Below are 25,635 nucleotides of genomic sequence, written 5' to 3' on the forward strand. Positions count from 1 at the left end.
ACTGCTCGGAGCGAGGTTTGCGCGAAATCCCCCAAAATTCGGTTAAACCGCATGGGTGACGTGTAAAATCCGATCTACTTTCCGCGGTGCGCCAGCGCGGTGATATCCGCCATCAGCGGCTCGTAACAGGCAGGTGCCGCGTCACGGCCGGTCACCCACGCATAGAGATCTTGGTCGCTTTCTTCCAGGAGCCGGTCATAGAGATCGAGCAGCGGCGCGCTCAGCGAGGCGAGACGCGCGTCGGCGAAACGCATCAGGATGATGTCCATTTCCTTCGTGCCGCGCCGCATCGACCGCATCCGCAGGCGGTTGAGCCGGTCCTCTCGCCGCTCAGCCACGCTCGAGCGTCGCCTCGAGCCGCGTCTCGAGCCGCGTCATCCGCTCGGCGGCGGCATCCATGAGTCCGCGCAACGCGCTCACTTCGCGCAGAAGATCGTGGATCGTGACCTCGGGATCGGCTTCCTCGCGAGGGGCGTTCGGCCCCGCCCCCTCGCCCGAGAGAAGCCACGGGATCGACACGTTGAGAAGGCCGGCGAGCATCGAAAGGTGATTGGCTCGCGGAAAGGTGTGGTCGTTCTCCCATCGCTCGAGCGACTTGAGCTTGACGCCAAGCCGTCGCGCCAGTTGATCCTGCGTCATGCCCGCATCCTCGCGCGCGCCTGCAAGGCGGTCGCCGAAAGTGGTGCTGGTCGGGTCGAACCATTCATCCGTGGATTTGGCGGGCATGGGTGTCCTCTCTGTTACCGGCTTGATCAATCATCCGGGCGAACCTAAGACATCCGCAAGCAGCTTTCAAACCGGAGTCCGCCATGTCCTTCCTCTCCGCGACACTATCACGCGTGAAACCCTCGCCCACCGTGGCCGTCACGACGCTCGCGAACGAGTTGAAGGCCAAGGGGCGCGACGTGATCGGCCTCGGCGCCGGTGAGCCCGATTTCGACACGCCCGCACATATCCGCGAGGCCGGCAAGCGCGCCATCGACGAGGGCAAGACGCGCTACACCGCCCCCGACGGCATCGCAGAGCTGAAAGAGGCGATCTGCGCCAAGTTCAAGCGCGACAACGGCCTCGACTACAGCCCCGAGCAGGTCAGCGTCGGCACGGGCGGCAAGCAGATCCTCTACAACGCGCTGATGGCGACGCTCAATCCGGGCGACGAGGTCATCATCCCCGCCCCCTACTGGGTAAGCTACCCCGACATGACGCTCCTCGCCGGTGGTGAGCCGGTCTTCGTCGAGGCCACGCTCGAGAACGCCTTCAAGATCACCCCCGACCAGCTCGAGGCGGCGATCACCGACAGGACCAAGTGGTTCATCTTCAACTCGCCCTCAAACCCCACCGGCGCGGGCTATACCCGTGACGAGCTCAAGGGCCTGACCGACGTGCTCAAGCGGCATCCGCATGTCTGGATCATGACCGACGACATGTATGAACACCTCGCCTATGACGGGTTCGAGTTCTGCACCCCCGCCCAGGTCGAACCGGCGCTCTACGACCGCACGCTGACCTGCAACGGCGTCTCCAAGGCCTACTGCATGACCGGCTGGCGGATCGGCTACGCGGCGGGCGACGCCAAGCTCATTGCCGCCATGCGCAAGATCCAGTCGCAATCCACCTCGAACCCCTGCACCATCTCGCAATGGGCGGCGCTCGAGGCGCTGAACGGCCCGCATGATTTCATCGCCGAACACAACGCCGTCTTCAAGCGCCGCCGTGATCTCGTGGTCGAGGCCATGAACGCCATCGACGGCATCACCTGCCCCACGCCAGACGGCGCCTTCTACGTCTACCCGTCCATCGCGGGGCTTATCGGCAAGACCTCGGCGGGCGGCACCACGATCGACAGCGACGAGGCCTTCGCCACCGCGCTCCTCGAGGAGAAGGGCGTGGCCGTGGTCTTCGGCGCGGCCTTCGGCCTCTCGCCCTGCTTCCGCATCAGCTACGCCACCTCCGACGACGCGCTGAAGGAAGCCTGCGGACGCATCCGGGACTTCTGTAACAGCCTGTCGTGACAGGGGGTCGGATCGCCCTTCACCAGACCGACCGCGGCGGCCACCGCGACGCGCTCCGGCGTGGCCCCGTCCTGTCCTTCTTCTTGCCGGAAATATCCCCGCCGGACGCATGAGAAAATTCGCACGAATTTTCTCCCCCCGCTTTGACAGACGCGCCGCGGGGCGACTACTCTGCGCCAGCCCAAACCGCGAAGGACCGGACGTGAGCGATCTGCCCGAGTATTATTTCCGCGTGCGTGAGAACGGGGCGTTCGTGTTCCGCGTCGACACCGAGAACCGCCAGCGGCGCATCGACATGGACCAGATCGCGGTCGTCAACATCCGCAACGGGCAGGTGAAACCCCATGGCGACCGGGAGCTCTCCGACGCGGACATGCAGGCCATCGAGGACTGGATGCACGACCGCGCCGAACTCCTCGCCTGGCGCGATATCGACGACATCCATCGCGCCGTGGACTACCTCAACACCACCGCCCACTGGGCCCAATCGAAGGCCAGCGACGAACAGCTCGAGGCGGTGACCGACGCGCTGCTTCTGGCGATGCACGACCTGCGCACGGTGCTCGTCCGCAAGAAGGCCGACCGGATGCTGGCCCACACCAGGACCGACGCCGACTGACCCCGCCTCAGGCCGTGGCTTCCGCGTCCGGCTGGCAGGCGCGGGCATACCGCCCGGACCAGCGCAGGAAACGCAGCATGAGAAGTGTCGCCGCCCCGGCCAACCCGATGGCCAGGCCCAGCCAGATGCCGATCCCGCCATAGCCCAGCGTGAAGCCGAGCACGTAGCTCGCCGAGATGCCGAGCCCCCAGTAGCACAGAACCGCGATGAGAAGCGGAACCACCGTGTCCTGCACCCCGCGCAACAGGCCGAGCGCCATGATCTGCGCCCCGTCCATCACCTGGAAAAGCCCCGCCCCGATCATCAGCAGCGCCCCGATCTCGATCACCGCGGCGCGGTCCGGCACCTTCTCCCCGATGAAGAGTCCGACCAGCTCGTGCGGGAAGGCAAGAAAGGCCGCCACTGCCGCGAGGGCCACGCATCCCGACAAGGCCACCGCCGTCAGCGCGCCCCGCCGCAGGTTCGCGGCGTCGCGGCGGCCGATGGCCTGGCCCGCGTGGATCGTCGCGGCGTTGGAAATCCCCAGATGGATCATGAAGGTGATCGAGGAAAGCTCCATCACCACCCCGTGTGCGGCCAGCGGCACGGTCCCGAGCCAGCCCATCATCACCGTCGAAGCCGCGAACAGCCCCGATTCCGCGAGGTTGGTCAGCCCGATGGGCGCGCCCACGCGGATCAGCCCGAGAAGGGCCTGGCCGTCCAGCCGCCACAGCCGCGCGAACAGGTCGTGGCCCTTCCGCATCCATGCCGCGTAGACGGCCAGCGCCCCCGAGGCCGCCACGTTGACCGCGAGCGAGGCGATGGCCGCCCCCCTCACCCCCAGTTCGGGAAACCCCAACCGGCCGAAGATCAGAAGCCAGTTGACCCCGATATTGAGCAGCACCGCCGCCACCGTCACCCAAAGCACGATCTGCGTCCGCTCGAGCGCCGAAAGGTAGGACTTCAGCACCATCACCAGAAGCGCGGGCACCAGCGCCCAGCCCGCGATGCGCAGATATGCGCCCGCCGTGGTCGCGGCCGCCTCGGTCTGGCCCATGGCGCGGAACAGCGGCTCCGACCACCACAGGGGCGCCACCATGACAAGGCCGTAGACGACCGAGATCCACAGGCCCATCCGCGTCACCCGGCGCACCTCGCGCGCATCCTGCGCGGCCTCGGCACGCGCGACCATGGGCATCACGGCCAGCGCGAAACCCGAGCCGACGATGAAGATGACAAAGAAGAACGTCGCTCCCAGCACCTGTCCCGCGAGCGCCTCGACGCTGTAGCGGCCCAGCATCACCGTGTCGGTGAGGTGAATGGCGATCTGCGCCAGATGGCTCCCCACCAGCGGCAGGCCAAGCCGCAACACCTTCGAGGCATGCGCGCGATGTGTGAGAAGCTCGATCATCCCCAAGCTCTACGCCCGGGACCGGGCCCCGGCAAGGCCGAGAAACGGCGCCGCGATCCGACGCCAGATCGGCACAATTTGCGAACATTATCCAATAAATTCAACGAACCCCTTGATTCGGACGGGGCCAGGCACCGGGTCCGCATGAGATACGCTGGTGCCGACCATCAACCAAACTGAGGGGAAAATCTGATGTCCAAGAGCAAGATCGCACTCACGATCCCGTTCGTTCTCGCAGCGATAACCACCGCCGCAGCCGCCGGATCGCTGAACGACGGCTCCGCCACACCGGCAACCGTGGCGCCGGACCCCGGCCTTGACTGGTCCGGCCACTATGTAGGGGGCTTCGCCGGATATGGCGGCGGGGACTACACGCAAGGCGTGTCGCAGGCCGGAGAAGTCGGTGTCGAGGTCACCGTCGACGGCACCTTCGCGGGTCTGCGCTACGGGCGAAACTGGCAGAGATCCAACCTGGTCTTCGGCTTCGACGTCTCGATCAGCAGTGGAATCGACGGAATCACGCCCCAGGGCACGAGCGGTCCCTTCTGGGTCTGCGGCACCGGCGACTGCAACATCTCGATCCATGCGCTGGCCATGGGCCGCGGGCGCCTTGGCCGGCTCGTCACCCCGAGAACGCTGGTCTATGGCGCCGCCGGCCTGGCCGTCGGAGATATCGGAGGCGGCATCTACAACAGCGTTCAACAGGGCAGTTCCACTGCCGTCGGATACACGCTCGGGCTCGGGATGGAGTACAGGATCAACGAGAAGATCAGCCTCTATGGCGAAGCGAACTACGTGGACTTGGGCGAGATCGATTTCGGCGAGGGAAGTACGCCTGCGGAAACCTTCGATGCGAAGGGTGATTTCTCGACCGTTCTCGTCGGTGTGAATTATCACTTCTGACCGGCGGCGCATCTCGCATTAGCGGACAGGGGCGGCCATCCGATCGCGGCACGCGCACGGATGGCCGCCCCCACCTTCGTTGCCGGCGAAGCAAGGCCGCACAGATACGGCGCAGCATCCCCCGCCAATGAGGTGGCGCTATCAGGCAGCCACGATAATGCCTCACGAAAGGTCCGTGAGAGACTTTTCCGGATCTAGGACAGGCTTAGTGTGTCCAGGTCCCGCGCCGGTTGGTGGCGAAATTCTCGCCATAGCCGCCGGGGCGGATATTCGGCTTCCGGCGCGTGGGCTCCAGCACGACCGCGTCGATCCCCTGTTCCTCGGCATAGGCGAGCGCGGCCTTCTTGGTGGGAAACCTCAGCCGCACCTGCGCCTGCGTGTCCGACGAGGATGTCCACCCCATCAGCGGATCGACCTCGCGCGGCGTCTGGGGCACGAATTCCAGAACCCATTTCTTCGTCTTGGCCGTGCCCGACGACATGGCCGTGCGGGCGGGTTGATAGATACGTGCCGGCATCACTCTCTCCTCTGGGACCGCCGTGGTTATCCCAAATTCCCCCCCTGCGGGCAAGATGCGAAATCGCCGGCCCCGCCCCGCTATCGTGCGCCATGGAAATGATCGCGGCACTCCGCTACTAGGGTGCGCATCCACCGGGAGGATCGACCCTGGCGATCAAGATCGAAATGCTGCGCGTCTTCTGCGCCGTGGCCGACCACGGAAGCCTCGCCGACGCGGCCGAGGCCCTGGGGCGCACGCCCTCGGCCGTCTCGATGATGCTGCGCCGGTTCGAGGATCACATCGGCGCGCCGCTCTTCGAATCCGCGCGCAAGTCGCATCTCACCCCGCTCGGGCGCCTCATCCGGGACGAGGCCGCGCGCGAGCTCGAGCATTTCGAACGCACCGTGGCCCGCATCGAGGGGCTGGCACAGGCACGGCAGGGGCGCGTGCGCATCGCGGTCACGCCCTCCGTGGCCCAGGTCGTCATGCCGCCGATCCTGCGCCGTTTCATGGCCGACCATCCCGGTGTGCGCATCGAGATGAGCGACACCGACAGCGCCACGATCGAGCGCGAGCTCGAGGCGGGCCGTGCCGATATCGGACTCGCCACCATCGGCCCCATGGCCGGGTTCGAGCGCGAATTGCTCTTCTCCGATCCCTATGGCGTCGTCTGTCCCGTCGATCACCGGCTGGCGCGGAACTGGTCGCGGCTCACCTGGGCCGACATGGCCGACACCACGCTCATCGCCAACGGGCTCTGCCGCCAGATCACCGACGAAGGCTTCCGGCCCATCCTCGAGGGCGCGACTCTCATGGTGCGCAACACCGCCTCGCTCCTGAGCCTCGTGCGCTCGGGCGTGGGCGTGACGATCCTGCCGGAACTGGCGGTGCTGCCCGAGTTTCTCGACCTCGAGTTTCTCCCCCTGGTCGAGTGCTCGACCCGGCGCGAGGTCTGGATGTTCACCCGGCCCGACATCTTCATGACGCCCGCCACGCGCGCCTTCGTCGCCACGATCCGCGCAAGCAACGTCTCGGGGCGCGCAGAACTTCAGGATAACTGAAATCTGTTTCAGTTTTTTCCGTTTGCCTTAAACCCTCGAACCTGACCTGATACGGCGGCGCGTTTTTCAAGCCGAGCAGGAGCGAGTCCATGACCGACATCAAACGGAATTTCATCGCGGGTGAATGGGTCGCGGGACCGTCCGAGATCGAGAATCGCAATCCTTCGGACCTCTCCGACCTCGTGGGCACCTTCACGCAAGCCAGCGCCGCGCAGCTCGATGATGCGCTCGAGGCCGCCGCCCGTGCGCAGGCGGAATGGGCGGGCTACGCGCTGGAACGCAAGCAGGCCGTGCTCCTGGCCATCGGCAACGAGATGATGGAACGTGCCGAGGAACTGGGAACGCTCCTGTCGCGCGAGGAGGGCAAACCGCTGGCCGAGGGCAAGGGCGAAGTGTTCCGTGCGGGGCAGTTCTTCACCTACTACGCGCATGAAGTGCTGCGCCAACTGGGCGAGAACGCCGATTCCGTCCGCGCGGGCGTCGAGATCGACGTGCGGCGCGAGCCGGTCGGTGTCGTGGCCATCATCAGCCCGTGGAACTTCCCCACCGCGACCGCAAGCTGGAAGATCGCGCCCGCTCTCGCCTACGGCAACGCGGTGCTCTGGAAGCCGGCGAACGTGACCCCCGCCTCGGCCGTGGCGCTGACCGAGATCATCGCGAAACAGGACATCCCGGCGGGCCTCTTCAACCTCGTGATGGGCGCAGGCAGCGAGGTAGGCCAGCGCCTGGTCGAATCGCCGAAACTCGACGCCATTTCCTTCACCGGCTCGGTGCCCGTGGGGCGCGGCATCGCGCAGGCCGCGGTCGGCAACTTCACCCGCGTGCAGATGGAGATGGGCTCGAAGAACGCGCTCGCCGTGATGGACGACGCCGATCTCGATCTGGCCGTGACGATCGCGCTTGGCGGCGCCTTCGGCGGCACGGGCCAGAAATGCACCGCCTCCTCTCGCCTCATCGTGCACGAGGCCGTCCATGACGCCTTCGTCGAGAAACTCGTCGCCGGTGCGAAGGCGATGAAGGTGGGCCACGCGCTCGAACCCGGCACCCAGATGGGCCCCGTGGTCAGCGAGGGCCAGCTGACCGAGAACCTCTCCTGGGTCGAGAAGGGCCGCGCCGAGGGCGCCGAACTGGCCTGCGGCGGCGAACGACTCTCGCTCGATCATGACGGCTACTACATGTCGCCCGGCGTTTTCCTCGGGACCACCAACGACATGGAGATCAACCGCGAGGAAATGTTCGCGCCCCTGACCTCCGTGATCAAGGTGGGTAGCTACGACGAAGCGCTTTCGGTCGTCAACGACACCCGCTTCGGCCTCGTCTCGGGCATCGCCACCACCTCGCTCGCCCGCGCCACGCATTTCCGGCGCAACGCCAGGACCGGCGTCGTGACGGTGAACCTGCCCACCGCCGGGACCGACTACCACGTCCCCTTCGGCGGCCGCGGCGAAAGCTCCTACGGCCCGCGCGAACAGGGCATCCACGCGCGCGACTTCTATACCGTGGTCAAGACCGCCTACATCTCGGCCGGGACGCCCGACTGATGATCGCCCGCGCGTTCCCCCCGTCCGCCGGAGCCGCCGCATGACCTATCGCATCGACTGCCTCCAATATGCCAACTGGTCGGAGAAGATCTTCCGCCAGATGCGCGAGGGCGGCGTCGATGCCGTCCACGTCACGATCAGCTACCACGAGAATTTCCGCGAAACCGTCCTCAACATCGAGAAATGGAACCGCTGGTTCGAGCGGTTCCCCGACCTCATCTTCCACGGCCAATGGGCCAGCGATGTCGAACATGCGCGCGACACGAACCGCACCGCGATCTTCTTCGGCTTCCAGAACCCCGCGCCCATCGAGGACGACATCGGCCTGGTCGAGATCGTCCACAAGCTCGGTGCGCGGTTCATGCAACTGACCTACAACAACCAGTCGCTGCTCGCGACGGGATGCTACGAGGACGAGGACACCGGCCTCACGCGAATGGGCAAGCAGGTCGTGCGCGAGATGAACCGCGTGGGGCTCGTCATCGACATGAGCCATTCCGCCGACCGCTCCACCATCGAGGCCGCCGACCACTCGACTCGGCCCATCGCCATCACCCACGCCAACCTGCATTCCTGGGCTCCCGCCCTGCGCAACAAGCGCGACGACGTGATCCGCGCGGTGACGTCAAACGGCGGGATGATGGGCTTCTCGATGTATCCCCACCACCTGAAGGACAGGTCCGACTGCACGCTCCGGTCCTTCTGCGAGATGGTGGCCACCGCTGCCGAAACCTTCGGGGTGGACCATTTCGGCATCGGCTCGGACCTCTGCCAGGATCAGCCCGACAGCGTCGTCGAATGGATGCGCACGGGCCGCTGGTCGAAGGAGATCGACTACGGAGAAGGCTCCGCCGCCGCACCGGGCTTCCCCGAGCAACCCGACTGGTTCCGCGACAACCGCGATTTCGACAAGATCGAGGCGGGCCTGCGTGACGTGGGCTTCTCCGAGGCCGAGGTCGCAGGTCTCATGGGCGGCAACTGGCACCGATTTTTCGCCGAGAGTTTCGGCCCCGAAGGCACCGCGTCGGGGGGCTGAACCCCCGGCGTAAACCGCACTCCGGCCACGAAAGGGAGAGACCGTGACCGACACCACAGAGAAATCCAGCAGCGGAGGCGCGGATATCGCGCATATCAACACGCCGCTCTTCATCATCACCGGCGGCTTCATCGCGCTATTCTGCGTCGTGGCCCTCATCGACATCGAGTTCCTCTCGGCCATCGTCGATGCGAGCTTCGCGTTCTGCGCGAAGTATTTCGGTCTCTATTGGCAGGTTCTCCTGCTCGCCACCTTCCTGATCGGGCTGCTTCTGATCGTCCTGCCCGGCGGGCGCGCGATCATGGGGCTTGCCACCACGCCCGAATTCACCGTCTTCCAATGGGGCGCGATGATCATGTGCACGCTCCTGGCGGGGGGCGGCGTCTTCTGGGCAGCGGGAGAGCCCATGGCGCATTTCCTCTCGCCCCCGCCCTATTTCGGCGGCGAAGGCGGAACGGCCGAGGCGGTAGTTCCCGCCCTCGCGCAGAGCTTCATGCACTGGGGGTTTCTCGCCTGGGCGATCCTCGGCTCGCTCTCGGCCGTGATGCTGATGCACTACCACTACGAGAAGGGGCTGCCCATGGCGCCCCGGACGCTTCTCTACCCGGTCTTCGGCGACCGCGCGATCAACGGGCCGATCGGCTGGATCGCGGATGCCTCCTGCATCATCGCCGTGGTGGCGGGCACCGTGGGCCCGGTGGGCTTTCTCGGGCTCCAGGTCAGCTACGGGCTCAACGCCCTTTTCGGCATCCCCGACAGCTTCGTGACACAGACCTGCGTCATCGCGGCGCTGGTGGCCATCTACACGATCTCGGCCATCACCGGACTTTCGAGGGGCATTCAGTTCCTCAGCCGCGTCAACGTGATCCTCGCCGGCATCCTGTTGATCTTCATGCTGATCGCGGGTCCGACCGCCTTCATCTTCAAGAGCTACGTGGCAGGCTTCTCGACCTACATCACCGATTTCTTCGGCATGGCGCTCTATCGCGGCGATGCGGCCGCCTTCGGCGATCCCGGCTGGCTCGGGTGGTGGACGGTTTTCTTCTGGGGATGGTTCATGGGCTACGGCCCGCTCATGGCGATGTTCATCGCGCGCATCTCGCGCGGGCGGTCGATCCGGGCGATCGTGATCATGCTCTCGATCGTCGCGCCCGTGGTCACGACCTTCTGGTTCACCATCGTGGGCGGGTCGGGCATCGCCTTCGAACTGGCCAATCCCGGCTCGGTCTCGACGGCGTTCGAAGGCTTCAACCTGCCCGCCGCGCTCCTCGCGATCACGCAGCAGATGCCATGGGGCTTCCTCGTTTCGGTGCTGTTCCTGATCCTCACCACGATCTTCGTGGCCACGACGGGCGATTCGATGACCTACGTGATCTCTGTCGCCATGTCCGACGAGGACCGCAGCGCGACCCCGGTGCGCGTCTTCTGGGGCGTGGCGATGGGGGTGATGGCGCTCATCCTGATCGGAACCGGCGGCGGCGGCATCGGCAAGCTGCAGAGCTTCATCGTCGTCACCGCCGTTCCCGTCTCGCTCATCCTGCTGCCGTCGCTCTGGGACGCGCTGCGGATCACGCTGGCCAAGGGCCGCGAGGGGGCGTGACACGAAACCATCTGGGCGGCCCTCCGGGGCCGCCCTACCTTGTCGCAATGGATTGACCCACGATCAGACGCCATCCGCCGGAGACCGCCGATGACCTCGATGACCCCGATCCCGCCACGCGATCCGCGCACCGTCATGCGCCTGGCGCGCATGGGCTCGCTTCATCAATGCCGGCTCAGCTTCATGCGCACCCTCCTGCGCCGCCTGAAATCCGACGCGTGGCGCTTCGAGACGACCGCCTTCGAGATCGACGCGAAGGGTGTCGGCCACGCGGTCTACACCGCCCATGGTCCCCGCCACAGCTATTCGCTCGTGGCCTTCGCCCATGACCTGCCCGCAGACCAACGCTCGGACCGGGTGATCGCGACCGCCTGGGACGCGACCTTCGCCCTTTTCGACGGCATCCCCTCCGACGCGGACATCGCGCGCCTCCGCCAGAACGTGCCCAGGCAGGAGGCCGGGCGCCTTTCGGACCGCGAATTGTCGCTCAGCCGCGCCAACCGCTCGGTGCGCCTCTGGGACCACGTGGTCGACGCGCTGGCGCAGGGCCACCAACCCGACGCCGCGCGCATCCGCGAGGTGGGCTACCTGATGCGCACCACCGCCGTCTACGGCTCGGGCAAGTTCGGCGCGGCGGACCGCGAACAATCCGGCCGGCGCGAGGAATGCCGCGGCCCCTTCCAGGTCGAGATGCTCTCGGTCTATCTCACCCGCGCCTTCGTGATGGACCTTGTCGAGCACATGGCCCGGATGCGCGCACCCGAAACCGCGGTGCCGCTTGCGCCCGCGCTGCGCCGCACCTTCGGGATCGGCAATTCCACCGGCCTCGGCATGGCGCCGTTCCTCATGAACCACCCCGTCCTCATCAATCACTGGATGGCCGCCCGCGAAGAGGCCATCGCCCGCGTGCGCTCGCTCCCCACCGCGACCGAGGACGAGGCCCGCGCCTTCCGCGACTACGCCGCCCGCGCACGTCTTCACGCCGAGGACTGGACGTCGGATCACCCCGTCCAGGTCTCGCGCATCGCCGATCTGCGCGCCGACATGGCCCATCTCGCCGCCCATCTCCAGACCGCCGATCTCACCACCGATCGCCCCTGGCAACGGCTCTGGCAATGGGCCGAGGATCGCTGCTCGCTCGAGGGGCAGGAACAGGTGGCGTCGCTCCTGATGGAGCCCTACGGCCATCTCGTCGACGGCCTCACGTCCTGCATGGATGCCGACGAGCAGGAGGTCATGCGCATCGACGGCGCCATGCGCACGCCCGCGCTTCTGGCACTCACCCGCGATATCTACGACTGGGCGCTCGCGCTCGACTGGTCGAACCCCAACACGCAGGCCCGCCTCTGGTATGTCTCCGAGGCCAAGCTCGAGCCGCGCCTGGCCGAGCGTGCCGAAGAGCCGCTCGAGCCTTACGAACAACCTCTCTGCCCGGGCCGCGACGCGGCGCGCATGTATGACGACCTGAAGGATGTCCCGGATACGACCGTGGCCGAATTCCTGCTGCGCCACCCCGAGCATCGCCATATCGTCCGCCGCGCGCAGATCGCCGGGCGCTACCCCTATGCCGAGATCCGCGACAACACGATCGACGCGGGGCTCATGCCCATCGACCTGCTGCGCGCCAAGCTCAGCTTCTTCGGCGCCTGCCATTTCGATCCGCGCTCCGACCGCTGGCTGCGGATCACCATGTTCCAGCACGCCCCCTTCCCCGACGAGCTGGCGACCGGCAATGCCGACGACTGGACCTATCCCTACCTTCCCGAGGCCGCCCAATGAGCTGGTCGCTGAACGAGGTCGAGGGGCTTTCGCGCCGGGCCACGCGCGGCGCGGGGCTGAGCTGGGGCCTGGCCGAGGACGCGGGCCGTGCGATCCGCTGGATCTGCGCCATGGGACTGCCGGGGGCCGACGCGCTGGCGCGGGTTCTGACCGAGATCGACGGCGCGGAATACGAACGGATTGCGCCGCGCGACCTCGGGCCCGAATGGCGCGCGCCGGGCGAACGGCTCTGCCCGCTCGTCGCCGGCGCGGCGCTGTGCGACATGGCGGGCACACTGGCCGAGGGCGCCGGGATCTCGCTCTTCGACGTGCCGCAACCGCTGCTGCTCTATCCCTACCTGGCCGCCGCTTCGGACATGACCGGCTGTGCCCTCCGGCTCTCGTGGGAGGATACGGTCCTCACCCGCCACGCGCGCGTGACCTACCTGCAAAGCGATGCGCCCGACGCCGCCTTCGCGGCGCGCGTCGATGTTGCACGCGCGCCCGGAGAGCCCCTGGGCCGGCCCGCGCGGCGCGCCTGGCGCGGCGACATCTCGACCGATACCGCCCGGATCCTCGGCGATTTCGCCCGCCGCACCTACGCGCCCGAAACCGACGCGCGCCGCATGGCCGGCGCCGGCGCCGGGCTTACCGACAACGACTGACCGAGGCCGATTTCACCTAATGGAACGCGAATTGCCCTAAAACGGCCCGGTTTCGACGCGATCCCGTCGGAACAAGAACCGAGGAAAAAGGGCAGACAGCATGACCATGCAGGCCGAGCCGCTCTCGCGGGCCGCGCTCTCGACCGAACCGCTTCTCGACGCCCTCCGGGTGAACCGCGTGCTCCTGGTGATCGTGGGCCTGCATGTCGCGGCGGCCCTCGTCGTGTCGCACCTGACCGCCACGCCGTTCCAGTCCACGACGAACGGCATTCTGGTCACCGCGCTCCAGGTGCTCATCCCCGCGTTCCTCGTGGCGCTCTTTCTCATGCGTTTCGTCTGGATGGCGGTCGCGGTGCGCCCGCGCAACCCGACCCGCTGGTTTCTCGCCGATATCCGCGCGATCGTTCTCGATGCCGACCGGCTTCTGACCGGCATCGTCGCCTTCGCGGCCGTCTCGGTCATGTGCGGCACCTTCGCCTATCTCAAGGACATGATCCCCCACCTCCTGCCGTTTGCATGGGACGAAACCTTTGCCGCGTGGGACCGTGCGCTGCATGGCGGGGTCGATCCGTGGCGACTTCTCGTGCCTTTCTTCGGCACCCCCGGCACCACGGCAGGCATCAACCTGGCCTATAACCTGTGGTTCCTGCTGGTCTATTTCTCGGCCTTCTACGCCTGTTTCGACACCCGCAACCGGGCGCGGTCGATGACCTTCCTCATCGCCTTCGTGCTCTGCTGGATCCTGGGCGGGAACCTTCTGGCCACGCTGCTGTCGTCGGTCGGGCCCGCATTCTACGCAGATTTCGGCTATGGCGACCTCTTCGCGCCGCAGATCGCGATGCTGAACGATTTCGCGCAGACCCACGCTGTCTGGGCGCCCGAAACCCAGCGGATGCTGCTCGACGGCTTCCACGGCGGGAGCGAGATCAAGGGCATTTCCGCCATGCCCTCGATGCACGTCACCATCGCGGTCCTCGTCGCGATCTACGGGTTCGCGATCCGGCGCTGGCTCGGGCTCGTCCTCGCGCTCTACGCGGCGGTGATCATGGTGGGTTCCGTGCACCTCGCCTGGCATTACGCGCTCGACGGCTATCTCGGCGCGGTCATCGCCTTCGCCTGCTGGTGGATGGGCGCACGGCTACAGCGTCGGTTCTGCCCCGAAGGCTAGCCCGGGCCTCACCCCCACTCGCGCAACCGCGCGACGTAGCGCGCCAGCGTGTCGATCTCGAGATTGACCCGATCCCCGACCGCGACGCGGCCCCAGGTCGTGACCTCCTTGGTGTGCGGAATGAAGTTGATGCCGAAATCGCACCCATTCACCTCGTTCACCGTCAGCGACGTGCCGTTCAGCGCCACCGACCCCTTGGGCGCCACGAACCGCGCCAGCGCCTCGGGCGCACGCAGGGTGACGCGGGTGCTGTCGCCCTCGTCCTCCACGGCGATCACCTCGGCCACGCCATCGACATGACCCGACACGATGTGCCCGCCCAGCTCGTCCCCGACCTTCAGCGCCCGCTCGAGATTGACCGTCCGGCCCGGCGCCCAGGTGTCGAGATTGGTCTTCGAGACGGTCTCGGCGCTCACATCCACCTCGAACCAGTCCGGCCCGATCTCGACCACGGTGAGACACACGCCATCGCAGGCGATCGACGCGCCCAGTTCGACCGTGCTCATGTCGTAGCCGCACTTGATCCGAACGCGCAGGTCGCCGCGCGTCTCGACGGCCTCGATACGGCCTTGGTCGGTTATGATGCCGGTGAACATTCGCCTCTCCCCTTTACCACTTCTTTGGACTATCCGGCCCATGCTCGCAAGGCGGCGTATATCATGTCTTAATTTCGCCCGAATTTCGCGGTAATTTCAACCGAATGGCTCGGAAGTCCAGGGTGATGTCAGAGGCCGCAGGCAAAACACGGGTGTTCCTGTTTCTCCAGGGACCGCACGGGCCGTTCTTCGGACGGCTCGCGCGGATGTTGCGTCGTGCAGGGGCCGAGGTCTGGCGCGTGGGCTTCAACATGGGCGACCGCGTCTTCTGGCCCGACGGGGCCAGCTACATCGCCTTTCGCGATGCTCCCGACACTTGGCCGGAAACCTTCGCGCGCATCGCCGCGGAAAAAGGCGTGACCGACATCGTCCTCTACGGCGACACCCGCCCCATCCACACCGCCGCCGTCGCCGAGGCGCGCAAGCGCGGGCTGACCGTGCATGTCTTCGAGGAAGGCTATCTTCGCCCCTACTGGGTCACTTACGAACGCGGCGGCTCGAACGGCAATTCGCGTCTGATGGAAATGACGGTCGAGGACATGCGCCGCGATCTCGAGATGTCGGACATGGACACGGCACTGCCCCCGGCCAGCTGGGGCGACATGCGCCAGCATATCTTCTACGGCGCGCTCTATCACTGGTTCGTGCTCTTCCTGAACCGGGGGTATCGCGGGTTCCGACCCCATCGCGCGATTTCCGTCGCCGCCGAGTTCCGGCTGTATCTCAAGCGGCTCGCCTTCATGCCGTTCCAGGCGTTCGAGCGGCGCATCGCCACATGGCGGATCCGGCATGGCGGCTTCCCCTATCACCTCGCGCTCCTGCAGCTCGAGCATGACAGCTCGTTCCAGACCCACTCGCCCTTCTCGACGATGACCGAGTTTCTCGAGATGATCGTCGCCGGCTTCGCGCATGGCGCGCCGACGCATCATCACCTGGTGGTCAAGGCGCACCCGCTCGAGGACGGGCGCGTGCCGGTCCGCCGCACGCTGCGCCGCCTCGCCGAGGCGCACGGGGTGGCCGACCGGGTGCACTACGTGCGCGGCGGCAAGCTCGCGAAGCTTCTCGACGAGGCCCGCAGCGCCGTCACCGTGAACTCCACCGCCGGTCAGCAGGTGCTCTGGCGCGGAATTCCGCTCAAGACATTCGGGGCGGCGGTCTATGCCAAACCCGAATTCGTCTCGACCAAGCCCCTGCGCGACTTCTTCGCCGGGGCCGAACGCCCCGACCGTCGCGCCTATGCGGATTATCGGCGATATCTGCTGGAAACCAGCCAGATCGCGGGCGGTTTCTACTCCGCGCGCGGGCGCCGGCAATTGCTGCGGCAGGCGGTCGACATGATGCTGAGCGGCGATGATCCCTATGACGCGCTCCGCCGCGGCACCGCGGCGCCTCGGCAACAGTTGCGCGCGGTGACATGACGGGCAACGGCCGTAGCGCTGGATTTAGCATATGGATTCAGCTACGTTAGCTGAAAAACCTGAGGCAGAATAATAATACAGGTCGAGGAGACCGGGCAGTGAAACTCAAGACAACTCGATGGGCGAGGTCCGTCGCGCTTCTGGCCATGGTGGGGATGGTATCCTCCTGTGGCCTGCCGCGTGTCGGTCCCAACAAGAAGGAAATCTACGCAGGCTCCGTGCAACGCTCGGGCGACGCCTTCGTGATTTCCGTCAACGATCGCGTGACGCGCGCGACGGCGGTTCAACCCGCGCTCGGCTTCTCCGAGGAATTCCGCAATGCGGGCCGCCTCGGCTCGGACACGATCCGCCCCGGCGACACGCTGGGCCTCACCATCTGGGAAAACGTGGATGACGGGCTTCTCGCGGGCGAGGGCACCAACCAGACCATCCTCGAAGAGGTGCAGGTCGACGGCGCGGGGTTCATCTTCGTGCCCTATGCGGGCCGCATCCGCGCGGCGGGCAACACGCCCGAACGTATCCGGCAGATCATCACCGCCAAGCTCGACGAACAGACGCCCGACCCCCAGGTCCAGGTGCGCCGCCTCGCGGGCGACGGTGCGACCGTCTCGCTCATCGGGGCGATCAACGGGCAGGGCGTCTACCCGATCGAACGTCCGACGCGCACGCTCTCGGCGATGATCTCGGCGGCGGGCGGCATCGGCATCCCGCCCGAGGTGGCCCAGATCACCGTGATCCGCGGCAACATGCGCTCTAAGGTCTGGTTCCAGGATCTCTACAAGCACCCCGAGTTCGACATCGCGCTGCGCGGCGGCGACCGTATCCTCGTCGAACAGGACACCCGCGCCTTCACGGCGCTCGGCGCCACCACCGGCCAGGCCCGCGTCCCGTTCGAGACGCAGACGCTAAGCGCGGTCGAGGCGTTGGCCCAGGTGGGCGGGCTCAACTCCGGCATCGCCGACCCCACGGGCGTGTTCATCCTGCGCAACGAACCCGCCGCCATCGCCAACCAGGTGCTGGGCCGCGACGATCTCGTCGGGGATCAGCGGATGGTCTACGTGCTCGACCTGACCAAGCCCAACGGCATGTTCATGGCGCGCGACTTCTCGGTGCGCGATCAGGACACGCTCTACGTGACCGAGGCGCCCTTCGCACAATGGAGCAAGGTGATCGGCGCGCTGACCGGCACGCTCGGCGTGGTAGGCTCGGTTTCGACCGCCTCGGACACGCTCTCCGGCGGTTCATGACGCCACACGACCGCGACGACAGGCCCGCCGACTCCCACCCGGATCGGCGGGTTCGTTATTTCAACGCCGGATTTCTGCGCCAGCGTCGCGTGCGCCGGATCATGGAACTCGCCGGCTATCCGCTCGCAATGGGACGTCCGCGCGCGGATGACTGGATCGCGGTCTGGGGCCACTCTCCCTATGCCGCGCGGGGCGAGGCGGTCGCGCAACGGACCGGGGCGCCGCTCGTCCGGGTCGAGGACGCCTTTCTGCGGTCGCTGCATCCCGGCCGTGGCGGCGAGCCGCCCCTCGGGCTGGTCATCGACCACACCGGCGCGCATTTCGCCGGCGCCGCGCCGTCTGACCTCGAAACGCTGCTCGCCACGCATCCGCTCGACGATACCGCGCTGCTCGACCGCGCCCGCGCCGCCATCGCCCGCCTGCAAGAGGCGCATCTCACGAAATACACCGGCTTCGACCCCGACACGCCCTGTCCCGATCCGGGCTACGTGCTCGTCATCGACCAGACGCGCGACGATGCCTCCGTGATCCGGGGCGGCGCCGACGCCAACACCTTCCGCGAGGCGCTCTACTACGCGCAGGAGGAAAATCCCGGCGCGCGCATCCTCATCAAAACGCATCCCGAGACCGTCGCGGGCCACCGCGCGGGCTATTTTTCCCCCGCGGACATCTCGGGTCGCATCACGCTCTTCTCCGACGCGGTCAGCCCGTGGCACCTGCTCGAGGGCGCGGTCGCGGTCTATACCGTCTCCTCGCAACTGGGGTTCGAGGCCATCCTCGCCGGCCACCGCCCCCGCGTCTTCGGGCAACCTTTCTATGCCGGCTGGGGCCTGACCGACGACCGCCACCCGCTCGCCCTCTCTCGCCGGGGCCGCGCGCTGACCCGTGCGCAGCTCTTCGCGGCGGCGATGATCCTCTATCCCGTCTGGTACGATCCCTATCGCGACCGCCTGTGCGACCTCGAGGACGCCATCGCGACGCTCGAGGCGCAGACGCGCGCCTGGCGCGAGGATCATCGCGGCTGGTCGGCCCATGCCATGCGCCTCTGGAAACGCAAGCCGCTCCAGGGCTTCTTCGGCCGCCATCGCCGCATGGTCTTCGACCGCGCGGCCCCCGATCGGCGGCACATGGTCTGGGCCGCGCAGGCCGACCGCGCACCCCATGCCGATGTCCGGATCGAGGATGGCTTCCTCCGGTCCCGCGGTCTCGGCGCCGATCTCGTTCCGCCGCTGTCGCTCGTGGTCGACGATCTGGGCATCTACTACGATCCCACCGCCCCCTCGCGGCTCGAGGACTGGATCGCCCGCCGCGCCACCCTGCGCCCCGACCAGGCGCTGCGCGCCGAACGACTCGTCAAGGCGATCACCGATCGGGGGTTGTCGAAATACAATCTCGGGCAGGCAAAGCCCGAACTCCCGGCGGGCCGCCGCATCCTCGTGCCGGGGCAGGTCGAGGACGACGCCTCGATCCGTCTCGGCGCCGGCGAGGTCAGGACCAACCGCGCCCTGCTCGAGGCCGCGCGCGCCGCGAATCCGGACGCGATCGTCCTCTACAAGCCCCACCCCGATGTCGAGGCGGGCCTGCGCGCGGGTGCGGTCCCGGCCGATGTCGTCGCCACGCTGGCCGATGCCGTCCTGTCCCGCACCGACCCCGCGCAGCTCCTGCACGAGGTCGACGAGGTCTGGACCATCACCTCCCTCATGGGGTTCGAAGCGCTCCTGCGCGGGGTCGAGGTCACGACGCTCGGTGCCCCCTTCTACGCGGGCTGGGGTCTCACGACCGATCTCGGCGCGGTCCCCGCCCGCCGCACGGCGCGGCCGACGCTCGACGGTCTGGTGCATGCCACGCTCATCGACTACCCGCGCTACCGCGATCCGGTGACGGGCATGCCCTGCCCGGTCGAGGTGATCGTCGACCGGCTCGCCTCTGGCACGATCCCGCGCCCCGGCCCCGCCAATCGCCTTCTCTCCAAGCTCCAGGGCATCTTCGCGACCCACGCCGCGCTCTGGCGTTAGACCCGGACGCGCTCCCAGCGGTGCATGATGTCCCCGCCGACCGCTTCCGCACTGACAAGCTGGAACCGCGGCGCCGCGCCCAGCCGCTCGAGACCCAGCGCGCCGATGGCGGGCGTGCCTTCCGCGCCGATCACCATGCCCGCGGTGAAGCAGACAAGCTCGTCCACGAGCCCCGCCTGCAAGAGCGACGCGGCCAGCGCGCCACCGCCCTCGCACAGAACCCGCGTCAACCCCTGATCCCCGAGGCTGCGCAAAACGGATGCCATATCCATGTGCTGCCCCCGAAGCCGCGCGGGCAGCAGCGTGGCCCCCAGGCCCTCCCAAGCCTGGCACAGCGCGGCGTCGGCACCGGGGTCGTGACACATCCAGACGGGTACCTCCCGCGCCGTGCGCGCCAGTTGCGACATGAGCGGCACGTCGAGCCTGCGCGACACCACCACGCGCACCGGCTGCCGCGGCACCTCGCGGTCGCGCACGGTAAGCTGCGGATCGTCCGCACGCGCCGTGCCGGCCCCCACCATCACCGCGTCGTGACAGGCGCGCATCCCCTGGACCCGCGCCCGCGCCTCGGGCCCGGTGATCCACCGGCTTTCCCCGGTCGCGGTCGCGATGCGCCCGTCAAGCGACGTGGCAAGCTTCAAGGTGAGCAGCGGCCGCCCCTCCGTCAGCCGCAGGAAGAACCCGGCGTGATCGCGCGCCGCCTCCTCGGAAAGCACGCCCTCGACCACCTCGACACCCGCCGCCCGCAGCATGGCAAGCCCCTTGCCCGAGACACGCGGATCGCTGTCGGGAATGGGCACGACGACACGCGCCACGCCCGCGCGGATCAGCGCCTCGGCACAGGGCGGGGTCTCACCGTGATGCGAACAGGGTTCGAGCGTGACATAGGCCGTCGCGCCTTCCGCCGCGCCCCCGGCCTCGGCCAGCGCCACGGCTTCCGCGTGCGGGCGCCCGCCGGGCCGCGTCCAGCCACGCCCCACCACCCGGTCGCCCTGCACGATGACACAGCCCACCGCGGGGTTGGGCCAGGCGTTGCCCATCGCGCGCCGGCCCAGTTCCAGCGCCTCGCGCATGTATCTGGTATCGGCGTCGCTCACGCGCCGGTCTTGTCATCCGTGACCGCTTCGCCGGGACGAAGCTCGCTCACGAACTTGTCGAAATCATCGGCCGCCTGGAAATTCTTGTAGACGCTGGCAAAGCGCACATACGCGACCGTATCTATCCGGGCGAGGCTTTCCATCACGATCTCGCCCACGGTTTTCGACGGAATATCCGTCTCGCCCATGCTTTCGAGCCGCCGCACGATGCCGGAAATCATCTGCTCGACGCGGTCGGGCTCCACCGGGCGCTTCTGGAGCGCGATGCGGATCGAGCGTTCGAGCTTGTCGCGGTCGAAATCCTCGCGCCGCCCGTTCGACTTCACCACCACGAGATCGCGCAACTGCACGCGCTCATAGGTGGTGAAACGTCCGCCACAGGCGGGGCACAGCCGCCGCCGCCGGATCGAGACATGCTCTTCCGCGGGCCGCGAATCCTTCACCTGCGTTTCGATATTTCCGCAAAACGGACAGCGCATGGGCTTGCCCCCTTCTCTTCTCTGCCTCTCGGGTCGTGGGTCTTTCGCCCCCCGTGTCCACAGCCACTATAGGGCGTCCGCAAAGTTTTGGGTAGCCACGAAAGCCGCGCCCCAGATGATGCGGCCCGAAACCGTTGCAACGCGGACTCAACCCGGCAGATGCCAGTGCCGCCCGCGCACGGTCTCGACATATTCGGGCCATCCGAACCCCGTGGGCGGGTCATAATCGCACAGCGGCGCCATCCATGTCTCGCCGCCCACACCGCCGCCGGTCCGCGCCTCGAACTCCGCGCGCGCGGCCTCCCGCGCGGCGTCGTCCTCAAGCAGCCGCAACGCCGCCCGTGCAAGCACCTTCGCGGCCACCTGCACCATCGGGTCGATCGTCGCCGGAATGCCGCCCAGCGCGTTCATCGCCCAGGGCGGATACGGCCCGCCCCTCAGCGCGGGCCGCGCCACGTAGAACCGGGCGAGCGGCGCGTGCCAGCTCATGTCGGTATAGTCGTCCGAGGTCGAATGCGCCTGCGCCGGCGGCAATGCACGGCGCAGTTCCGCCTCGGCGTCCCGCGGCGCCACGAGACGCGTGCAGGCGTCGATGAGCGGCTCCTCCATCGCCTCTTCTCCACAGGCCCGCTGCACCTTGCGCATGATGTCCCGGGCCGCCTCGTCCCAACGCGGTGCGCCCACCGCCTGCATCTCGCGCCAGACCAGCTCGGCCATCGCGTGATTGGTGAGGCCGGGGCGCGACTTGCTCACCCAGTGCCGCTCCCACGTGCAGCCGGTCAGCGCGGCCGCGGCCTCCGCGATCCGGTCAAGCTGCGCGGTCACCTGCTCGGCCTGCGCCACCTCCGGCACGCGGATCATGTATTGCAGGTCGGCCTGAACCGCCGGCAGGTTGTCCGCCGTCGCCTGCCCCGCGTCCAGGATCGCCTCCGAGATCGACCAGCCCCCCGCATGGGGCAGCATCGCGTCGCGGTGCTGGCGGGCCATCTGGTACATGGTGACGAGCGCGTCATTGGCCCCCGGCGCGCGGATATCGGAATGCGATTGCGGGATCGGCGCCCCGTCCCGCGCCCCCCATGCCTGCGGCGCGTCACAGCGGAAGCGGTAGATCATCGCGTAGGCCGCCCCGCATTGCGTGTCCCAGCGCACCGTGTTGCAAAGTGGCAGCATGTAGAACGGATGGAACGAGAGCATCGCGGCCAGCCCGTCGTAATAGCCCTTCGCCGCGTGCAGGGGCTTCGAGCCGCGGACCTTCTCGGCGGGCTCGCCGGTAAAGCGCAACCCGCCCGCGATCCCGTGCCGCTCCATCGCGGCTTTCGCGGCCAGCACACCGCCGAGCCCGGCCATGCCGAGCGCCGAATGCGGATCCGTGTGCCCTGCCGCGAGAAACCCCAGGCCCTCGCGCGGCGCCCGCTCCGGTGCGGCGGCCTGGCAATTGCCCGGCACCGCGTCGTATTCGGCATACATGCCCACGACCGGCCCCTCACCCTGCCGCCATTCTGCGCAGAAGGCCGTGGGCATCCCGCCCGACCCCTCCTCGACGGTGAACCCCTCAGCGCGCAGCCGCTCCACGTACCACGCCGCCGAGCGGTATTCCCGCCACGCGGGCTCGCCGAAGCCGAAGATCGTCGCGCATCCCTCCGACAACTCGCGCGCATGCGCTGCGACCCACGCCTCCGCCGTGACGACCGCGCTCATGACCGCGCGCCTTGCAGATGTGCCACCACCTCGCGCCGGCGCGGCCGGTCGCGATGCTCGAACACGTAGATGCCCTGCCACGTCCCCAGCATCATCCGCCCCTCCGCCACCGGGACGGACAGCGACACGGGCATCATCGCCGCCTTGATATGGGCGGGCATGTCGTCCGGGCCCTCGTTCGTATGCCGCAGGTATGCCATCCGGGGGGTATCCGAAGGCGGCACCAACCGGCCGAAAAAGGCGTGCAGGTCATGCTGCACGTCGGGGTCGGCATTCTCCTGGATGAGAAGGCTTGCCGAGCTATGGCGGATGAAGAGCGTCAGAAGCCCCGTCTCCACCTTCGCGCGCGACAGCCACGCCGCCACGTCCCGCGTGATTTCGTAAAGGCCCTGGCCCTGCGTCTCGACGGTGATGATCTCCTGCATGCTCCACTGATCCCGCAGGACCGCGCCGCCGTCAAGCGCACCGACGCGATACCGACGTGGATACCGACGTCCGAAATGCCCCCTGCCCGGCTTCCCGAAACCCGGCCGGCGGTTCGGCATTTCGGGGCTTTCCAGCATCTTCCCGCCGTGCCAGTCTCCGCCCGTCGCCACCAAGAAGGGTCCGCATGTTCCAGAGCTTTTCCGAATCTGCCCATCCCGAACAGGGTCCTCCCCGCCTTGCCGCGCTTCGCGAGGTCATGGCCGACGCGCGCCTCGACGGCTTCATCGTCCCGCGCGCCGACGCCTACCAGGGCGAATACGTGGCACCCTGCGACGAGCGGCTGGCCTGGCTCACGGGTTTCACCGGGTCGGCCGGGTTCTGCATCGCGCTTCGCGACAAGGCCGGCGTCTTCGTCGATGGCCGCTACCGCACACAGGTGCGCAGCCAGGTGGACCTCGCGCATTTCACCCCCGTGAACTGGCCCGAAACGGCTCCCGCCGACTGGCTCGCGCAGGAACTGCCCGAGGGCGGCCTCGTCGGGTACGATCCATGGCTCCACACCCCGCGCGAGATCGAAACCCTCACCAATGGCCTGCGCGACAGCGGCGTGACGCTCAAGGCGACCGACAATCTCGTCGATCGCATCTGGCCGGATCGTCCCGCGCCCCCCATGGGCCCGATCCGCGCCTACCCTGCCGAACTCGCCGGGCTTACCCACGCGCAGAAACGCGCAACCCTCGCCGCCGAGCTGTCGGCAGGAGGCCACGACGCGGCGGTGCTGACGCTGCCCGATTCGATCGCATGGCTGCTCAACATCCGCGGCTCCGACATTCCCCGCAACCCGGTGCCCCACGCCTTCGCGATCCTACACGCCACGGCGAAGGTAACGCTCTTCGTCGAAGCGGAGAAGCTCGACGGCACGCTGCGCGCACATCTGGGCGATGACGTGATCGTCCGCCCGCCCTCCGCCTTCGGCCCGGCCCTGCACAGCCTCACCGGACCCGTGCGTCTCGACGCCAGAAGCGTTCCCGTCTGGGTCATGCGCGAGCTCGACCAGGCAGGCGTGCCTCGCGTCTGGGGCGATGATCCCTGCGTGCTGCCCAAGGCCTGCAAGACCGATGCCGAGATCGCGGCCACCCGCGAGGCACATCTGCGCGACGGCGCGGCGCTCTGCGAGTTTCTCGCCTGGTATGACGAACAGGCGCCCGGCTCGATCAGCGAGATCGACGTGGTCCGCCGGCTCGAGGAGTGCCGCCGCGCCACCGGCGCGCTGCTCGACATCAGTTTCGACACGATCGCGGGCTCGGGACCGAATGGCGCGCTCGCGCATTACCGCGTCTCGACGGCCTCCAACCGCATCCTGGCGCGCGGCGACCTGCTGGTGCTCGATGGCGGCGGACAATATCTCGACGGCACGACCGACATTACCCGCACCCTGCCGGTCGGAGAGGCCGCCGACATCGGCGCCGATGAACGCGCGGCCTTCACCCGCGTGCTGCAAGGCATGATAGCGATGAGCCGCGTCCGCTGGCCCGCCGGCCTCGCGGGCCGCGATCTCGACGTGATCGCACGTTATCCGCTCTGGCTCGCCGATCAGGACTACGCGCATGGCACCGGCCATGGCGTCGGCGTCAATCTCTGCGTCCACGAAGGCCCGCAACGCCTGGCCCGCATCTCCGAGGTGCCGCTGCGCGCCGGCATGATCCTGTCGAACGAACCGGGATACTACCGCGAAGTCGCCTTCGGTATCCGCATCGAGAACCTGCTCGTCGTGCAGGAGGCCGAGACGCTGCCCGGCGGCGACGCCACGGGCAAGCTCTGCTTCGAGACGCTGAGCTTCGTGCCGATCGACCGCCGCCTCATCGACGCATCGCGCCTCTCGGACGACGAGCGTGACTGGCTCGACGGCTACCACGCGCTCTGCCGCGACCTCGTCGGCCCGCGCGTGGCGCCCGCTGTCCGCGCCTGGCTCGACCAAGCCACCGCGCCCCTCGGGGACGCCGGAAAATAACACCGATACGCCCGCCAACGGGCACCCAACAGGAGACTTCGCATATGACCAAGATCACCATCCGCAACGCCCCGGGCAAATGGGTCGTGCGCGCCGGCGGCGCCGTTCTGGGCGAGACCGACAACGCGCTCGAACTGACCGAGGGAGAGTATCCGCCCGTCATCTACTTCCCGCGCGGCGACATCGCCATGGCCTTCCTCGACGCGAACGCGCATGCCACGCAATGCCCGCACAAGGGAACGGCCAGCTACTACGACATCGTGACCAAGAGCCAGACGCTCGAGAACGCCGCCTGGAGCTACGAGGACCCGCTCGAGAACGTGGCGCGGATCAAGGACCACCTCGCCTTCCACCCCGGCGACTACGTCACGGTCGAGCAGGTCTGAAAAGCGCCCC

At 67.7% G+C, this 25,635-nt stretch carries 24 protein-coding genes; 15 read left to right on the forward strand and 9 right to left on the reverse strand.

Annotated features, from left to right (window positions below; all coding sequences use genetic code 11):
- Positions 1–74: 74 nt before the first annotated feature.
- Together K1T73_RS12220 and K1T73_RS12225 are read right to left on the reverse strand one after the other, a co-directional pair.
- Complete coding sequence (locus tag K1T73_RS12220; RefSeq protein ID WP_220600971.1) at positions 75–338, reverse strand: succinate dehydrogenase assembly factor 2; 264 nt, start codon at positions 336–338, stop codon at positions 75–77.
- Entirely contained in the window at positions 331–726 is a 396-nt protein-coding gene (locus tag K1T73_RS12225) for a helix-turn-helix transcriptional regulator (RefSeq protein ID WP_220600972.1), read from the reverse strand. Before K1T73_RS12225 ends, K1T73_RS12220 begins: the two co-directional genes overlap by 8 nt.
- A gap of 83 nt (positions 727–809) precedes the next feature.
- Here K1T73_RS12225 and K1T73_RS12230 point away from each other — a divergent pair, with 83 nt between their 5' ends.
- Positions 810–2,012, forward strand: a complete 1,203-nt coding sequence (locus K1T73_RS12230) for a pyridoxal phosphate-dependent aminotransferase (protein ID WP_220600973.1) — start codon at positions 810–812, stop codon at positions 2,010–2,012.
- Between the two features lie 202 nt (positions 2,013–2,214).
- Positions 2,215–2,631: a hypothetical protein gene (locus tag K1T73_RS12235; protein WP_220600974.1), complete on the forward strand. Its 417-nt coding sequence runs from the start codon at positions 2,215–2,217 to the stop codon at positions 2,629–2,631.
- Positions 2,632–2,638: 7 nt separating this feature from the next.
- Here K1T73_RS12235 and K1T73_RS12240 read toward each other — a convergent pair whose 3' ends face one another.
- Entirely contained in the window at positions 2,639–4,021 is a 1,383-nt protein-coding gene (locus K1T73_RS12240) for an MATE family efflux transporter (RefSeq protein WP_220600975.1), read from the reverse strand.
- 192 nt (positions 4,022–4,213) lie between these two features.
- Here K1T73_RS12240 and K1T73_RS12245 point away from each other — a divergent pair, with 192 nt between their 5' ends.
- Complete coding sequence (locus tag K1T73_RS12245; RefSeq protein WP_220600976.1) at positions 4,214–4,924, forward strand: outer membrane protein; 711 nt, start codon at positions 4,214–4,216, stop codon at positions 4,922–4,924.
- Positions 4,925–5,129: 205 nt separating this feature from the next.
- Here K1T73_RS12245 and K1T73_RS12250 read toward each other — a convergent pair whose 3' ends face one another.
- Entirely contained in the window at positions 5,130–5,441 is a 312-nt protein-coding gene (locus K1T73_RS12250) for an ETC complex I subunit (protein ID WP_220600977.1), read from the reverse strand.
- Positions 5,442–5,608: 167 nt separating this feature from the next.
- On the opposite strand from K1T73_RS12250, the gene K1T73_RS12255 reads away from it, so the two are divergent.
- The 7 genes from K1T73_RS12255 to K1T73_RS12285 all read left to right on the forward strand — a co-directional run bounded on the left by K1T73_RS12255 (position 5,609) and on the right by K1T73_RS12285 (position 14,252).
- The gene (locus K1T73_RS12255; RefSeq protein ID WP_259400241.1) at positions 5,609–6,484 is read left to right on the forward strand and encodes a LysR family transcriptional regulator; all 876 of its coding nucleotides are present in this window, start codon (positions 5,609–5,611) and stop codon (positions 6,482–6,484) included.
- A gap of 89 nt (positions 6,485–6,573) precedes the next feature.
- Positions 6,574–8,025, forward strand: coding sequence for an aldehyde dehydrogenase family protein (locus K1T73_RS12260; protein WP_220600978.1), 1,452 nt, complete (start codon positions 6,574–6,576; stop codon positions 8,023–8,025).
- A gap of 40 nt (positions 8,026–8,065) precedes the next feature.
- Entirely contained in the window at positions 8,066–9,061 is a 996-nt protein-coding gene (locus K1T73_RS12265; RefSeq protein WP_220600979.1) for a membrane dipeptidase, read from the forward strand.
- A 43-nt stretch (positions 9,062–9,104) separates the two neighbouring features.
- Positions 9,105–10,661 (forward strand): BCCT family transporter, encoded by a 1,557-nt coding sequence (locus tag K1T73_RS12270; RefSeq protein ID WP_220600980.1) that lies wholly within the window; start codon positions 9,105–9,107, stop codon positions 10,659–10,661.
- A 99-nt stretch (positions 10,662–10,760) separates the two neighbouring features.
- Positions 10,761–12,440, forward strand: a complete 1,680-nt coding sequence (locus K1T73_RS12275; protein WP_220603730.1) for a hypothetical protein — start codon at positions 10,761–10,763, stop codon at positions 12,438–12,440.
- Positions 12,437–13,084, forward strand: a complete 648-nt coding sequence (locus tag K1T73_RS12280) for a DUF3726 domain-containing protein (RefSeq protein ID WP_220600981.1) — start codon at positions 12,437–12,439, stop codon at positions 13,082–13,084. The genes K1T73_RS12275 and K1T73_RS12280 overlap by 4 nt, the downstream gene beginning before the upstream one ends.
- Before the next feature lie 100 nt (positions 13,085–13,184).
- Entirely contained in the window at positions 13,185–14,252 is a 1,068-nt protein-coding gene (locus tag K1T73_RS12285) for a phosphatase PAP2 family protein (RefSeq protein ID WP_220600982.1), read from the forward strand.
- 8 nt (positions 14,253–14,260) lie between these two features.
- Here K1T73_RS12285 and K1T73_RS12290 read toward each other — a convergent pair whose 3' ends face one another.
- Entirely contained in the window at positions 14,261–14,848 is a 588-nt protein-coding gene (locus K1T73_RS12290; RefSeq protein WP_220600983.1) for a riboflavin synthase, read from the reverse strand.
- A gap of 125 nt (positions 14,849–14,973) precedes the next feature.
- On the opposite strand from K1T73_RS12290, the gene K1T73_RS12295 reads away from it, so the two are divergent.
- The 3 genes from K1T73_RS12295 to K1T73_RS12305 all read left to right on the forward strand — a co-directional run bounded on the left by K1T73_RS12295 (position 14,974) and on the right by K1T73_RS12305 (position 19,528).
- Complete coding sequence (locus tag K1T73_RS12295) at positions 14,974–16,266, forward strand: capsule biosynthesis protein (protein ID WP_220600984.1); 1,293 nt, start codon at positions 14,974–14,976, stop codon at positions 16,264–16,266.
- Between the two features lie 146 nt (positions 16,267–16,412).
- Positions 16,413–17,513, forward strand: a complete 1,101-nt coding sequence (locus K1T73_RS12300) for a polysaccharide biosynthesis/export family protein (protein WP_220603731.1) — start codon at positions 16,413–16,415, stop codon at positions 17,511–17,513.
- Positions 17,510–19,528 (forward strand): capsular polysaccharide biosynthesis protein, encoded by a 2,019-nt coding sequence (locus K1T73_RS12305; RefSeq protein WP_259400242.1) that lies wholly within the window; start codon positions 17,510–17,512, stop codon positions 19,526–19,528. Before K1T73_RS12300 ends, K1T73_RS12305 begins: the two co-directional genes overlap by 4 nt.
- On the opposite strand, the gene ribD is transcribed toward K1T73_RS12305, so the two are convergent.
- From ribD to K1T73_RS12325, 4 genes are all read right to left on the reverse strand, one after another.
- A complete protein-coding gene (gene ribD / locus K1T73_RS12310; protein WP_409077706.1) occupies positions 19,525–20,625 on the reverse strand; it encodes a bifunctional diaminohydroxyphosphoribosylaminopyrimidine deaminase/5-amino-6-(5-phosphoribosylamino)uracil reductase RibD in 1,101 nt (366 codons plus the stop codon). The two genes, K1T73_RS12305 and ribD, sit on opposite strands and share 4 nt — an antisense overlap.
- On the reverse strand, positions 20,622–21,104 hold the full coding sequence (gene nrdR, locus K1T73_RS12315; protein ID WP_220600986.1) for a transcriptional regulator NrdR: 483 nt from the start codon (positions 21,102–21,104) through the stop codon (positions 20,622–20,624). The genes ribD and nrdR overlap by 4 nt, the downstream gene beginning before the upstream one ends.
- A 147-nt stretch (positions 21,105–21,251) precedes the next feature.
- Positions 21,252–22,802 (reverse strand): amidohydrolase, encoded by a 1,551-nt coding sequence (locus K1T73_RS12320; protein WP_220600987.1) that lies wholly within the window; start codon positions 22,800–22,802, stop codon positions 21,252–21,254.
- The gene (locus K1T73_RS12325; protein ID WP_220603733.1) at positions 22,799–23,227 is read right to left on the reverse strand and encodes a secondary thiamine-phosphate synthase enzyme YjbQ; all 429 of its coding nucleotides are present in this window, start codon (positions 23,225–23,227) and stop codon (positions 22,799–22,801) included. Before K1T73_RS12325 ends, K1T73_RS12320 begins: the two co-directional genes overlap by 4 nt.
- A 185-nt stretch (positions 23,228–23,412) precedes the next feature.
- On the opposite strand from K1T73_RS12325, the gene K1T73_RS12330 reads away from it, so the two are divergent.
- Entirely contained in the window at positions 23,413–25,239 is a 1,827-nt protein-coding gene (locus K1T73_RS12330) for an aminopeptidase P family protein (RefSeq protein ID WP_220600988.1), read from the forward strand.
- Positions 25,240–25,283: 44 nt separating this feature from the next.
- On the forward strand, positions 25,284–25,625 hold the full coding sequence (locus tag K1T73_RS12335) for a DUF427 domain-containing protein (protein ID WP_220600989.1): 342 nt from the start codon (positions 25,284–25,286) through the stop codon (positions 25,623–25,625).
- Positions 25,626–25,635 lie beyond the last annotated feature (10 nt).

The sequence above is a fragment of the Roseovarius sp. SCSIO 43702 genome (genome assembly GCF_019599045.1).
Taxonomy (GTDB): domain Bacteria; phylum Pseudomonadota; class Alphaproteobacteria; order Rhodobacterales; family Rhodobacteraceae; genus Roseovarius.

Excerpts from the sequence above, each read along its gene's own strand:
- K1T73_RS12225 (WP_220600972.1), bottom strand. The coding sequence starts at position 726 with ATGCCCGCCAAATCCACGGATGAATGGTTCGACCCGACCAGCACCACT.
- K1T73_RS12230 (WP_220600973.1), top strand. The coding sequence starts at position 810 with ATGTCCTTCCTCTCCGCGACACTATCACGCGTGAAACCCTCGCCCACC.
- K1T73_RS12240 (WP_220600975.1), bottom strand. The coding sequence starts at position 4,021 with ATGATCGAGCTTCTCACACATCGCGCGCATGCCTCGAAGGTGTTGCGG.
- K1T73_RS12245 (WP_220600976.1), top strand. The coding sequence starts at position 4,214 with ATGTCCAAGAGCAAGATCGCACTCACGATCCCGTTCGTTCTCGCAGCG.
- K1T73_RS12250 (WP_220600977.1), bottom strand. The coding sequence starts at position 5,441 with ATGCCGGCACGTATCTATCAACCCGCCCGCACGGCCATGTCGTCGGGC.
- K1T73_RS12255 (WP_259400241.1), top strand. The coding sequence starts at position 5,609 with ATGCTGCGCGTCTTCTGCGCCGTGGCCGACCACGGAAGCCTCGCCGAC.
- K1T73_RS12260 (WP_220600978.1), top strand. The coding sequence starts at position 6,574 with ATGACCGACATCAAACGGAATTTCATCGCGGGTGAATGGGTCGCGGGA.
- K1T73_RS12265 (WP_220600979.1), top strand. The coding sequence starts at position 8,066 with ATGACCTATCGCATCGACTGCCTCCAATATGCCAACTGGTCGGAGAAG.
- K1T73_RS12275 (WP_220603730.1), top strand. The coding sequence starts at position 10,761 with ATGACCCCGATCCCGCCACGCGATCCGCGCACCGTCATGCGCCTGGCG.
- K1T73_RS12280 (WP_220600981.1), top strand. The coding sequence starts at position 12,437 with ATGAGCTGGTCGCTGAACGAGGTCGAGGGGCTTTCGCGCCGGGCCACG.
- K1T73_RS12285 (WP_220600982.1), top strand. The coding sequence starts at position 13,185 with ATGACCATGCAGGCCGAGCCGCTCTCGCGGGCCGCGCTCTCGACCGAA.
- K1T73_RS12290 (WP_220600983.1), bottom strand. The coding sequence starts at position 14,848 with ATGTTCACCGGCATCATAACCGACCAAGGCCGTATCGAGGCCGTCGAG.
- K1T73_RS12295 (WP_220600984.1), top strand. The coding sequence starts at position 14,974 with ATGTCAGAGGCCGCAGGCAAAACACGGGTGTTCCTGTTTCTCCAGGGA.
- K1T73_RS12300 (WP_220603731.1), top strand. The coding sequence starts at position 16,413 with ATGGTGGGGATGGTATCCTCCTGTGGCCTGCCGCGTGTCGGTCCCAAC.
- K1T73_RS12305 (WP_259400242.1), top strand. The coding sequence starts at position 17,510 with ATGACGCCACACGACCGCGACGACAGGCCCGCCGACTCCCACCCGGAT.
- nrdR (WP_220600986.1), bottom strand. The coding sequence starts at position 21,104 with ATGCGCTGTCCGTTTTGCGGAAATATCGAAACGCAGGTGAAGGATTCG.
- K1T73_RS12320 (WP_220600987.1), bottom strand. The coding sequence starts at position 22,802 with ATGAGCGCGGTCGTCACGGCGGAGGCGTGGGTCGCAGCGCATGCGCGC.
- K1T73_RS12325 (WP_220603733.1), bottom strand. The coding sequence starts at position 23,227 with ATGCAGGAGATCATCACCGTCGAGACGCAGGGCCAGGGCCTTTACGAA.
- K1T73_RS12330 (WP_220600988.1), top strand. The coding sequence starts at position 23,413 with ATGTTCCAGAGCTTTTCCGAATCTGCCCATCCCGAACAGGGTCCTCCC.
- K1T73_RS12335 (WP_220600989.1), top strand. The coding sequence starts at position 25,284 with ATGACCAAGATCACCATCCGCAACGCCCCGGGCAAATGGGTCGTGCGC.